Source organism: Lentibacillus salicampi, from assembly GCF_004565465.1.
GTDB lineage: Bacteria > Bacillota > Bacilli > Bacillales > Amphibacillaceae > Lentibacillus > Lentibacillus salicampi.
In genome coordinates, this window is record NZ_SRHY01000042.1 from 17451 (window position 1) to 28601 (window position 11151).

13 protein-coding genes are annotated in these 11151 nt (G+C 36.3%); 4 read left to right on the plus strand and 9 right to left on the minus strand.

Annotated features, from left to right (window positions below; translation table 11 throughout):
- Positions 1–335: 335 nt before the first annotated feature.
- From E4U82_RS20495 to E4U82_RS16365, 8 genes are all read right to left on the minus strand, one after another.
- Complete coding sequence (locus E4U82_RS20495; protein WP_280689460.1) at positions 336–458, minus strand: hypothetical protein; 123 nt, start codon at positions 456–458, stop codon at positions 336–338.
- Positions 459–906: 448 nt separating this feature from the next.
- Positions 907–1173 (minus strand): YesK family protein, encoded by a 267-nt coding sequence (locus tag E4U82_RS16335; protein ID WP_245183619.1) that lies wholly within the window; start codon positions 1171–1173, stop codon positions 907–909.
- A gap of 446 nt (positions 1174–1619) precedes the next feature.
- Positions 1620–2189 (minus strand): histidine phosphatase family protein, encoded by a 570-nt coding sequence (locus E4U82_RS16340; protein WP_135111244.1) that lies wholly within the window; start codon positions 2187–2189, stop codon positions 1620–1622.
- A gap of 203 nt (positions 2190–2392) precedes the next feature.
- Positions 2393–3049 (minus strand): HAD family hydrolase, encoded by a 657-nt coding sequence (locus E4U82_RS16345; protein WP_135111255.1) that lies wholly within the window; start codon positions 3047–3049, stop codon positions 2393–2395.
- 124 nt (positions 3050–3173) lie between these two features.
- Entirely contained in the window at positions 3174–4181 is a 1008-nt protein-coding gene (locus E4U82_RS16350) for a ketoacyl-ACP synthase III (RefSeq protein WP_135111245.1), read from the minus strand.
- A 459-nt stretch (positions 4182–4640) separates the two neighbouring features.
- On the minus strand, positions 4641–5171 hold the full coding sequence (locus E4U82_RS16355; protein WP_135111246.1) for a hypothetical protein: 531 nt from the start codon (positions 5169–5171) through the stop codon (positions 4641–4643).
- A 358-nt stretch (positions 5172–5529) separates the two neighbouring features.
- Positions 5530–6024: a hypothetical protein gene (locus E4U82_RS16360; RefSeq protein WP_135111247.1), complete on the minus strand. Its 495-nt coding sequence runs from the start codon at positions 6022–6024 to the stop codon at positions 5530–5532.
- A 97-nt stretch (positions 6025–6121) separates the two neighbouring features.
- Entirely contained in the window at positions 6122–6658 is a 537-nt protein-coding gene (locus tag E4U82_RS16365; RefSeq protein WP_135111248.1) for a GNAT family N-acetyltransferase, read from the minus strand.
- A gap of 383 nt (positions 6659–7041) precedes the next feature.
- Here E4U82_RS16365 and E4U82_RS16370 point away from each other — a divergent pair, with 383 nt between their 5' ends.
- Together E4U82_RS16370 and E4U82_RS16375 are read left to right on the plus strand one after the other, a co-directional pair.
- Positions 7042–8244 (plus strand): IS110 family RNA-guided transposase, encoded by a 1203-nt coding sequence (locus tag E4U82_RS16370; protein ID WP_135111249.1) that lies wholly within the window; start codon positions 7042–7044, stop codon positions 8242–8244.
- Between the two features lie 183 nt (positions 8245–8427).
- Positions 8428–9207 carry an acetoin reductase gene (locus tag E4U82_RS16375; RefSeq protein ID WP_135111250.1) on the plus strand — a complete coding sequence of 260 codons (780 nt, stop codon included), beginning with the start codon at positions 8428–8430 and terminating at the stop codon, positions 9205–9207.
- Positions 9208–9559: 352 nt separating this feature from the next.
- Here E4U82_RS16375 and E4U82_RS16380 read toward each other — a convergent pair whose 3' ends face one another.
- Positions 9560–10105, minus strand: a complete 546-nt coding sequence (locus E4U82_RS16380) for a disulfide bond formation protein DsbD (RefSeq protein WP_179946420.1) — start codon at positions 10103–10105, stop codon at positions 9560–9562.
- A gap of 252 nt (positions 10106–10357) precedes the next feature.
- Here E4U82_RS16380 and E4U82_RS16385 point away from each other — a divergent pair, with 252 nt between their 5' ends.
- Together E4U82_RS16385 and E4U82_RS16390 are read left to right on the plus strand one after the other, a co-directional pair.
- Entirely contained in the window at positions 10358–10591 is a 234-nt protein-coding gene (locus E4U82_RS16385) for a helix-turn-helix transcriptional regulator (RefSeq protein WP_135111251.1), read from the plus strand.
- The gene (locus E4U82_RS16390) at positions 10584–10865 is read left to right on the plus strand and encodes a hypothetical protein (RefSeq protein ID WP_135111252.1); all 282 of its coding nucleotides are present in this window, start codon (positions 10584–10586) and stop codon (positions 10863–10865) included. The genes E4U82_RS16385 and E4U82_RS16390 overlap by 8 nt, the downstream gene beginning before the upstream one ends.
- The last annotated feature ends 286 nt before the right edge of the window (positions 10866–11151 follow it).

Here is an 11151-nt window from a genome sequence, read left to right on the forward strand (position 1 = left end):
AGAAAATGACAAATAACATCCTAAATGGAGATACAAATCACATGTGATTTGTATCTCCATTTTTTATTGATACCAGCGTTTTGTAACTTTAACACTAAAATCAGCATATGAAATAGCGATGTAATTAACAACAGTGCATAAATTTATGTGCCGCTGTTAATTGGTGTGCTAAAACAGATGCTAATTCATATGTTATTCTTAATGCTAATTACGCCATATTCGTTATGTCATCGATAAATTTATATTGGAAATGTTATGAAAACAATCATTTCATGTTAATATAAATGTATGAAAAGTAAGTTGAGCTAGTTCAACAAACGGGCCATTTAGTTGAGTTATTTATTATCTCTGTCCATAGTGTCATTCTTATATTTGTTCTGTTTGTTCTTTCCAGAATTAGCACCGAATACACCACCAATTAAGGCAATAGCTATGGCTACCCAAGTCCAAAAACCCATATAATCCCCCCTCATATATATTGCATTTACTGTGAAAACCAATTTATTTATTAAAGATTACTGCCCCGTTATTTTAGTGTAAAGTTTCACAATCCCAAGATGTTTCCTCGACAACCTGGCTCCTTATATACGATTTTGGCGCCATTCCTTGTTAGGGAAAAGCGCCCGTTTGGGGAAGATTACCTCTCACGTTTTCTTTTAAAAAAATTTGACGTAATCAGCATTATTATACCAATAACAATTAAGGGGATTGATAATGATGCTAATAAATCTGGGGTGCCTGAAATCCCTGCTATCGTCTCATTAAATGCAATTCCAAAGGCAAAAACCCATATTCCTATGAATGCAATCACTTTTCCAGTTCGGTTAAACCTCCTTGAAAGCATCTATACACCCCTTTCTTATTCCAGATAGGCGCCCTATTGCTTAACAAATTCATAAGTCATTTTTAACTTGCTTTAACACCTTTTTTAGCTATTATAAATGAAATGATTGCAAAAATAATTAAAAAGAAAGCCAGAATTCCGTAGGCTCCACCTTCGAATCCTCTAATATTTACAAAACCAATGTAAAACAGAATAAGTGCAGCTATAACTGTTAAGACTCCCGGTATTATTTGTACAAGTAAAGAAAAGTTCAGTCTCTTGAACCACCACGTAATCAATAATGTAACAACCCCTGGTATAAGAGACATTAACAAAGGTCCTGAAAGCATCAGTAACCCTCCCTCTCTTCAAAAATACTTATTCCGCGAAAGCACCCGATTGCTTAACTATTTTGGTTTGAAAAACAACTATATAAACCAAACAAAAAGAATAGTGATTACTATGCTTTGCGAAAGATAAATTATAAAACCGCCAGTTTTCGTGCTTCTTGCTCTATTGGGAAAATAAGTGTTCAAGATAAAACTAATAATCCCTAAGATTGCAAAGGTAATTATGAAAGTAAAAATCGTTTGCAATACCATTTTATATCTCCCCAGGTTATTATTTATTACCACTTATTTTAACATAAATATCCATATATCTTTGAGATAGATCTTAACAAAATGGCCTTATGTATGAGTGCGGGCGCCAAGTTTTTATTCCAGATAGGCGCCCGTTTGCGGCATAATCAATTACGAGGAAAAACTACTGTTATTAGTCTTAATGTAACATGGCTTTATTTCCATATCCTTTCCACTTTCTCTAATTTATTTTGTTCAAATGTCATTTTATATATGTCGGGCTTCGATGTAGTATTCCAAAAATCAAACCCATATTTATCATCATAGTAGTTCATTATGATTGTCATTATATTACCATGTGTACCGATGACTATATTTTTCCCTTGCTGTTGATTTAAGAGTTTTTCTATGATGGGTATAGACCTTTGTTGTGCTTTCCAAGTAGATTCGCCACCTTCTAAAGCGAAATCCTTATCAACAAATGATTTACGGATAGCCTCGAACAAGTCATCCCACGGAGCCTTATAATCCAGTCCCTTTATTGGACGCTCAACGAGTCCCTCGTACTCTACGATATCTAAGAACTTTTGATCAGCTATGTATTGAATTGTTTGTTTAGCCCTCGTGTATGGACTAGATGCAATATAATGGATGTCAAGATCAGTGAAGAATTTGGCAAGTTGCTTCGCTGCAAGAAAACCTTCTTCCGAGAGTCCCCGAGTTCTTTCTTGACCAAATTCAAAGGGGGATTCTGCATGCCTTACCATGTAAATTATGGTCTTCATATTCTTGCCCTCCTCAGATATTTTTACAGTTCTATTATTTATAAATGATAATAGAAATTCTGTCCTGTTGGTTCAATAAACCTTGCTCAATATAATGCAAGGAAGGACGCATTATTGTTCCCGATAAGCACCCGTATGTGGAATCCACTTTATGGTAAAGTTACCCTTTTATTTTCTTGGACCGCCACTTCTGATTATGCTTATTATGTAACACAACTTAACAAGCTATCAAAGGAATTGATCTCGGCATATGGTCTTATTTCGGTATCGTTTTTGTTCGTATGTGGATTGAACCATATGCCCTTCATATTTGCGTTTTGATAACCACCAATATCTTTTTCTATGTCATCTCCAACAAATAATGCGGTTTCCGGCTGCACATTAAGCTTATTTAATGCAAATTCAAATATGCGTTCGTCTGGTTTCCTAAATCCCACTTCTTCAGAAATAACTATCGTATCAAAACAGTTATTTATCTTAGTGTTCATTATTTTAGCCTTTTGTCTCTTTGTTGAGCCGTTCGTTATAATGGCAACTTTAACATACATCTTTAAAGTATTTACGATATTTATGGTATTTTGGTTTACAGAAAAACAATTGGGGAATTTATCATTCCAAAAATCCTGAATATAATTGCGTGGCAATCTATAATTTGGTGGAAATTCATCAAAAAATGATTCTAAAACTTTTATTTTATCACCATCACCATAGCTTCTTTTGTTATAATGCTTGAATCTTTGCAGCATTTGGTTTTCCATTGAACGATTAACATCCTTAAAACACTTTTCTAAAATAATTGAAAACATTTTATCAACTGCCTTATCCCTGCTAAGCAAGGTATCATCTAAATCAAATAGCATTGCTCTGTAATCACTCAATTGACTTCACAGCCCTTCCCACATTATATAAATAAGTGCTAGTTCGAGCTTTCAAACTTTTGGTTTACGCGCCCGTCAAAAGTAGAATATTCCACAATTCTGATCATTATAGTGGTGTAGGAGAATTAATTTGTTCATCAAGATTTAACTCTACAAGTTGACCTGCATAAACCAAACCAGACCCGAAACCGTGCATAAGAACTCTCTCTCCATTCTTAACCTTTCCCTCACGGATTCCAAAATCAAGGGCTAAAGGAATAGTTGCGGCCGAAGTATTTCCAAATTTGACCAGGCTATATAGTGTTTTCTTCATAGGGTATTCTAATTTTTCGCAAATCGGCTCTATCATCCTTAAGTTAGCACTATGGGGGATAAACCAATCAACTTCATCTAAACCAATTTGCGCATTTCCTAAAATCCGTTTAATGCTATCAGGGATATTTCTTACAACCCATCGAAAAACTTCTCTACCACTTTGAACAAGATATTGAGTATCGATTAACTCAATTCCATTGACCTTTTTTGAAAGTCCAGGACGGTATACGTGTTGCGCTCCTTTTCCATCACTTCCTAAATCAAATCCAATGAAATCTTTTGATTGCTCGTCTTTTTCAACCAACACTGCACCAGCCCCATCACCAAATAAGATACATGTACTTCTATCTGTATAATCGGTGATTTTTGATAGTGTATCCGCACCAATAACAAGTATCTTTTTGTGGAGTCCGGATGCAATATAGGTATGTGCTGTATGTAATGCATAAACAAAACCTGCACAAGCTGCACTTAAATCTACAGCCCCTGTTTGGGATATATTTAATCGATCTTGAATGATACTTGATACAGATGGAAATGGAAAATCTGGTGTACTTGTTGCCACCAAAATCATATCTACATCTTCAACATTTTTATTATATCTTTGCATTAAATCTCTTACCGCAGATACACATAAATCGCTTGTAAATTCATCGGGACGGCTAATTCTACGTTCATGAATTCCTGTTCTTTGGGTAATCCACTCATTATTTGTTTCAACCATTTGCTCAAGCTCAAAATTTGTCAATTTCTTTTCTGGTACATAAGTTCCAATAGCTGTTATTCTTGCCCCTTTCATACAATCCACCTCACATTTATTAGAAGTTAATCTTATTACCTGGTACTAATTATAGCATATATAACTCATTATTTTCATAATACGTTATTCAATTAAATGGGCCCATTTCCGCAAGATAGGACGCCGATTCTTATTCCAGATAGGCGCCCGTTGATTGAACAAGTTGATACTTATTTTTCAGGTATAGTGTAAGCAATATAAGCACCACTGTTCACTTCAATTTTCATAAATTCTATTCTTTAGCTCTTTAAGTTTTGGAGGCGTTTACTTCCACTTAAATTTTAACACGGAAACAAAAAAGCAAATAGATATGAATGGCTCTAAAACATGGCAATACCCTATTTGCATGACGAAATAATCACTGTGTTAGCATTTCCAAAAAGATATCTTAATTATATGGGATAACATACTAGATATATACTCCGTTCAAACGCCCTTGCCAAATTATCATGCGGATAGCTAAAATTGTACGAAAACGAGATCATCCAAACCAAGCTCTGTATCATAGAAACCAGCGTCTTTCCGCATTTGCAATAAAACATTGAAATATGCATTTTTTAATTTTTGCTGATGAGGATTGTTCTCCGCAGGGACTCTCATATTCATAAGAATAAACGTATTAAGAGACCTAATTAAATCATCTGAGGCCCAAAGCCAAGCTGCTGCATAGGAATCAAGGAAATCCTGTTGACGCTTCTGGCCCGTCTCTTGATCAGGAAATTGGCCCTGTATAAAAATTCTCATTGCACCACTTAAACGTTCATAAACGTCCCTTTTGCGAACTAATGCCTCCGATTCGTCTATTAGATCTGTTCGTAGCAGTTCAAGCTCTTCATTTGTCTGGAGACGGATACTTTCCACCTTCTCCGTGATTGCACCAATATCTTCTCGTGTTGCTAGATTCTTTCCTTTCTCTTTGAGATAGGCTGGACCTCCAAAATATACGATTACACCTATCAGCCACACTGATCCTAAAACCACCCACTCCACAATAAATATACCTCCCTCCTTATTTTTCTTTAATTCCTATAACAGGATAGATAACACATAACGACTTATTAACTAAAAATATTCAATAAATTATTGTTTGAATATTTGCCCCTCTTGTTTCATGAATATCCATTTCAAGAAATCAGAAGACAAGTATCATTTACACCAAATCGAACATCGCACCCCGTTATAGGATACTAGGCATATTACAAACATAACTCTCTTTTTAACAAACTGTCCCTTTTTCGCAAGACAGGGCGCTACCCTTATGCCTGATAAGCGCCCTATTATTGAACAATTTCTCTAATATTTGCTGGTATAAAGAATTGATAACCTAATTAAAATTTGTCCCTAAATATTACCACTCAACTTTTTTTCTTGCGATTTTAGCAGTGTCGTATCTATTCCAGGTTGTGTGATGGGCTAAATTGCAGCCCAATACACTCTTCAAGCCTAATTCATTAATTGCATTGTCCTCCTCTTTTGTTATCACGCATCCAATGAGATGTTTATTCAAAAAATCAAATAATTGTTTATCATCACTGTTATTGCCTAGTATTTTAAATGTTTCGTTTCTGATAACATCTCGGGGTACTACATGATCATGAATTAATCCTTTTGTTTTATTTTCCTTCCTTGTTGTATATTGTTCGTAAGCTTTTTCAGACCACCATTTACACCCTTTATACTTCCCATCAAATTCAGTCCAAGCCCACATATAATGATCAAGCAATATATGTATATTGGCTAAAGGTAATTCAGATAAGACGTAGAGTTGATAAGTTTTCGACAATGATTCGACCATGTCTGCTTTGGTTATATACTTCCTATTATTCTTAGATATCCTCCCCACAGCTTTGTCTCCTTTAAAATATTATTTCGTTAAATAACCCTATTCAGAAAATCATACTTATTTGGTTAGCGCGCCCGTTTCTGGAAGATTCATTTGTCTATTCCTTATAATTTCTTTTTAAAAGGCCCATAAAAACAACATCATGCCAAGCTCCATCCCGATAAAGTTGTTCCTTTAATTTTCCTTCTTCATAAAAGCCAAGTTTTTGATACAATTTTATCGCCCGTTCATTGAATGAAAACACCCGTAAATACACTTTATGCAAATTTAATTCATTGAAAGCAAAATCCAATAAAAGCGAAAAAGCCTCTCGTCCAAACCCCTTACTCCAGTAATCTTTATCTCCGATATCAATTATACATTCAGCGTTACGGTTTCCGTAATCTATGTTAATAAGTGATGTGATGCCAATTGGCTTATCAGTTCTAACTTCTTCAATCATGTAGCCCTTTGAATTACGGGATTCAGTTATACCCTTGACGAAGTTTTCAGTGTCGGCATATGTAAAAACATCTAATGATGGATTGGTAAATTGCATAACCTCTATGTCATTTCTCCACTTATGGTAAATAGAAACATCCTCATCCTCACTGGACATTTTCCTTAATCGAATTCTTTCCCCACTAAAAAACATTAAAACGCCCCTCTTTTATTTTGTTATTTAACAAAAACCCTTCTGATAAGAATTCTAAACGATTCTTTATTGCTTCACAATATGCCCCACAACGGCAGGTGGGCACCTTCCTTTATTCCGGAAGTGCGCCCGATCGTATTATATGGTCAGTCAGTCATTATACTGGCTGACCTATTTTAATAGGTTTTATGCTTGAGGAAGTCGGGGTAGGACGTGTGCGCCCGTGGGACACCGATCCCGTCCGTAATACTGTCCACCCCTTCCTTGTAGAAACATGTTTGAGGCTGGTTGGGACACGATCCCGCATAACAAGCGAAGCTATGACACTACAAGGGCTTGTAAGGGGAGCACCGGCGAATCTACTTAAGGAGTTGTGATCAGTTATGAATCCTGTTATCGGCCTGGATGTCGCCAAAGGAGAAAGCCAGGTCCAAGCCTTTTTACAAAGGAAAAAAACGTATAAGCAAAGCTTTAAATTTGCGCACCATCTACAAGGACTTCACACGTTTTATCAGTTTTATCAGGAAGTGGAACAGGTTGCCGGTCAGCCTCCGGCCGTCATTTTCGAATCCACCGGGCACTATCATGAACCTGTGCTTCAATTTCTGGAGGATCAGGCTATCACGTATTATGTCATCAATCCGGTCGTTTCTTATGAGGCCAAAAAAACGGGTCTGCGTAAGGTGAAAACAGACAAAGTCGATGCGTATCATCTAGGTGAGTTGTACTATAAAGAAGATCTGGAAGCCTTTCAGAAGAAAACCGAGCAATACCTGGATCTGCGTCAATTAACCAGACAGCACAGTGCTTTAACGGATAGCTATGTTGAAATAAAATTGCAGTTCCAAGCTGCAGTCGATCATATTTTTCCGGAATATCATAATGTCTTCAGTGATCTTTGTGGCAAGTTATCGTTGAACACCTTACTGCATTATCCGACTGCTTCGGCTATTCAAAAAGTCTCTCAACAAACATTAGCCGACGATATGTGTCAATTCGGGGCTAGACGTTCCGACGCATGGTTTTTGGATAAAGCAGCCCAATTAAAGGCTGCGGCAGACCGTAATCCCTTTCAGCATCCTGTCTGTCATGGTCATATTGTCAGCTTACAGATGTATATTCAGATGCTTTTTCAATATCAAGAGCACCTATCCCAATTAAAACGAGAAATAGATGCCCTTGCTCGGTCTTTTGAAGACCATGGATTGATCCAGTCGATTCCCGGGATTGGAGATAAGCTTGCAGCCACAATCATCTCCGAAATCGGGGGCATCAATCAGTTCGAACGCCCGAAACAACTGGCTGCTTATGCAGGACTCGATCCAAGTGTTTTTGAGTCAGGCAAGTATAAAGCTTCCATCAACCGTATCACCAAAAGAGGATCATCACGATTGCGTCAGGCCCTTTACACAGCTGTGCAATGCGGTCTTGCCAAAAACCGAAACAAGAAACTGATAGCCTTTTACAATCGCAAAAGAAACGAGGGCAAGCCACACAGGGTCGCTGTGATTGCCTGTGCCAATAAACTCGTTCACTGGATTCACGCCATGTTCAAGCGTCAGGAAGTCTTTGTAGACCAATCCTAAGAAACTATTAAAGTTCACAATACTCTGAAACCTTACTGGTTCAGCAGTAAGGCTATTTGGTATGTTCAATTTTTAGTGTAACATGTTTTTTCAAACTTTTTCAGACTTAAGTATTGACAACTATTGGCTGGTTATGGGATAAATAAATGTGAGTTTAAAAATATTTTCCTGGAGGTTTTAAACATGGCGTTAGATAGAGTTGCAGTAATTACTGGTTCCGCACAAGGTTTAGGTAAAGGTATTGCAGAAAAATTAGGCGGACAGGGATACAAAGTTGTATTAAGTGATATTAATGAAGAAGTCTTAAAGGAAACGTTAGAAGAATTTAAAGGAAAAAATTTTGAAGTGAGTGCTTTAGTTGCGGATGTAACGAAGCAAGAAGACCATGATTCCCTAGTAAAACATGCGGTGGAGGAATTTGGTAAATTAGATGTATACATCAACAACGCGGGTGTCGAAGGTGAAGTTGAACAAATTGAAAAAATCGATCCTAAAAACATTGATTTTGTATTAGATGTAAATGTTAAAGGGGTATTATATGGTATTCAAGCCGCAGCAAAGCAGCTAAAAGATCAAGGTCACGGTGGTACAATCATCAATGCCTCAAGTATTGCAGGTCATGAAGGCTTTGACTTCTTAACTACGTATAGTGCTTCTAAATTTGCGGTTCGCGGATTAACACAAGTTGCTTCTAAAGAGTTAGCAAAAGATAACATTACAGTTAATGCGTATTGTCCTGGAATTGCAGGGACAGGCATGTGGGACCGTTTAGATGAAAAATTTATGGATGTATTAGGTACTAAAAGAGGTGAAGCATTAGAACAATACGCTTCTTCAATTTCATTAGGTCGCGTACAAAAGCCATCAGATGTTGCAAACTTAGTTTCATTCTTGGCTTCTGAAGATGCAGATTACATTACTGGACAGGCGATCTTAACTGATGGCGGTATAGTCTATAGATAATCAAAAATAATATCACTATATATTTACGAGACCCCCAATTTGAGCATACTTTGATTGGAGGTCTTTATTTATATATGACCCACTATCCAGAATAACTTTAGAAGTTTCAAAAATTGAAGCTAATAATGAATTAAAAAGAGAAAATTTATCAAAAAACAATATGACTCCCATTACGATCATAATTCCTCCACCAATTTTCAATAAGGGACCACTTTATTTTTTAACCTCATTAGTTTAGTAATAAAAACGCCATTAGGAAAAATGGATTATAGATAATTGTGTTTTTTAATCAACAATCCGGCCCTAGAAATGAATACGTTATTCCGCGAATGCGCCCTATTCTTGAAGATCACTATTTTACTGAATCCACGATATTTTTTGCATCTACCAAAGATAAGCCATATCTCTTTCTTAATGCTTTAATCGTCTGCATCTTTGTCATGGATTTCAACATTTTATTGGCTTCCATCTTCAAGCCATCATATTCGGAAGCCTTGGTGTGCGGATCATTATATTTTTCCTTTAAACTATCGTCTATTTTATTGATTACGCTGCTAAATGCAATTACAGCAGGGAATAATGAGAGAATTACAGCAAGCCATTCACTCATAGTTTTAAGGATCCCTTGAAGATGAAAAACATCATGAATCAGATAATTAGCAAGTTGGATAAGTCCGAATGCAATGGCAACGGATATGATAAACGAAGACACAAGTATTATGGTTTGAGATACCGACAGCGACTTCAGTTTTTTAATCTTGCCATCACCAATCGAAAAACAAAGATAAGTTGCAGGTAATAATAATAACTGCCAATCCGTATATCCGAACCTAATCCATAAAGCAACCATACCCAAAAGTAAAATCCAACCACTTACGTTTAAAAATTTTTTACCCATTTCAACAACATTCCTCATTTTGATTAATATTCAACAAAATGGCTCAATAGTGCGATTTTAGATGCTTTCACTTATTCCTTTCTTGCGCCCGATTGAGGAAGAACTTAATCCTAATTACAGATGAGTAATTACGTTACTCCAACTCAAAACAAAACCTTAATCGTGATTCACAATCTTTTCAAAGCACCCATAATGTAATGTTTTTTTGACCTTTAGTAAAAATTATATTACACTATTTTTGGAGTGATAAGAATGATTCGTAAAGGAACCTTAACAAACCGTTTAAATGTACTTCGTGCTGAAAAACGTTGGTCTCAAAAGAAAGTTGCATCGCTGTTGGGAATCAGTCGACAAACGGTTATTTCAATTGAAGCCAATAAGTATAGCCCATCTTTAATGCTTGCCTTTAAGATTGCTTATTTATTTGACAAAGATATTAATGACGTTTTCCAGTACCATACAGGAGAGGAGGGCTTAGATGATTAAATGGTTGGCCGTTGTTACATTAGTATGGATTCTGTATCAATATGAAAAACGCTTTATGTTACAGGAAGGTCACGATGAAAGGGGAAAGATGATTCTTTACAAATCCCGTTCAAGAACTTTTACGTATGTTTTGATTGGATGGACAGTTGTTCATTTCATCAATAGTTTCTACCATTTGACCTATGCTCAATTTAAAGACGCTATAGCTATCATCATAGCAGGAGTCCTGTTCATTCAATTCATTTATTTATTTATCTATCGCCGTAAATACTAACCAACCATTGCAGGTGCACAAATTACTCGATATTCGCACCATAACAAAAAAAGGGCAACATTATAAACAGCTGTCCTTGACATAGTTAAAGTTTAACATACTTTATTCCACAACCTAGCCTTAGAAAGCAATAGTGGGCGCATTTCTTATTCCGCGAAAGCGCCCGTTAATTGAACAACGATTGTATTTCAAAATGCTCTATTAGTGATTTCTTTCTACCTTCGTTGTGCCAATTATGGTATTCATTAAAGATAAGTTTGATATCGTTATTAGCCTTTTCTTCAAC

Coding starts and splice junctions, on each gene's coding strand:
- E4U82_RS20495 (WP_280689460.1), bottom strand. CDS start 458: ATGGGTTTTTGGACTTGGGTAGCCATAGCTATTGCCTTAATTGGTGGT.
- E4U82_RS16335 (WP_245183619.1), bottom strand. CDS start 1,173: ATGCTTTCAGGACCTTTGTTAATGTCTCTTATACCAGGGGTTGTTACA.
- E4U82_RS16340 (WP_135111244.1), bottom strand. CDS start 2,189: ATGAAGACCATAATTTACATGGTAAGGCATGCAGAATCCCCCTTTGAA.
- E4U82_RS16345 (WP_135111255.1), bottom strand. CDS start 3,049: ATGCTATTTGATTTAGATGATACCTTGCTTAGCAGGGATAAGGCAGTT.
- E4U82_RS16350 (WP_135111245.1), bottom strand. CDS start 4,181: ATGAAAGGGGCAAGAATAACAGCTATTGGAACTTATGTACCAGAAAAG.
- E4U82_RS16365 (WP_135111248.1), bottom strand. CDS start 6,658: ATGTTTTTTAGTGGGGAAAGAATTCGATTAAGGAAAATGTCCAGTGAG.
- E4U82_RS16370 (WP_135111249.1), top strand. CDS start 7,042: ATGAATCCTGTTATCGGCCTGGATGTCGCCAAAGGAGAAAGCCAGGTC.
- E4U82_RS16375 (WP_135111250.1), top strand. CDS start 8,428: ATGGCGTTAGATAGAGTTGCAGTAATTACTGGTTCCGCACAAGGTTTA.
- E4U82_RS16380 (WP_179946420.1), bottom strand. CDS start 10,105: ATGGGTAAAAAATTTTTAAACGTAAGTGGTTGGATTTTACTTTTGGGT.
- E4U82_RS16385 (WP_135111251.1), top strand. CDS start 10,358: ATGATTCGTAAAGGAACCTTAACAAACCGTTTAAATGTACTTCGTGCT.
- E4U82_RS16390 (WP_135111252.1), top strand. CDS start 10,584: ATGATTAAATGGTTGGCCGTTGTTACATTAGTATGGATTCTGTATCAA.